Raw genomic sequence first — 226 nt, forward strand, 5'->3', positions numbered from 1 at the left:
GCACTGCATATCATGGGTGGGAAATGGAAAGGGGTGATCCTCTATCATTTATTTAAGGACGGTACGCTTCGGTTTAGCGAACTCCAGCGGTTTTTAACCAGCATCAATCAGCGTTTACTGACGAAGCAACTGCGTGAACTTGAAGAGGATGGCCTGATTATTCGCCAGGTTTATCCCGTTGTTCCACCAAAGGTTGAATACTCGTTGAGTGACGAAGGACGGGAGC

General features: G+C 47.8%; 1 protein-coding gene. It reads left to right on the plus strand.

Annotated elements, in window-relative coordinates; all coding sequences use genetic code 11:
- Positions 1 to 226, plus strand: a 226-nt coding sequence (locus tag FDX22_RS00015; RefSeq protein ID WP_146716546.1) for a helix-turn-helix domain-containing protein, incomplete at both ends; no start/stop codon positions are given.

This window comes from Citrobacter sp. TBCS-14, from assembly GCF_005280805.1.
Lineage (GTDB): Bacteria > Pseudomonadota > Gammaproteobacteria > Enterobacterales > Enterobacteriaceae > Citrobacter > Citrobacter gillenii.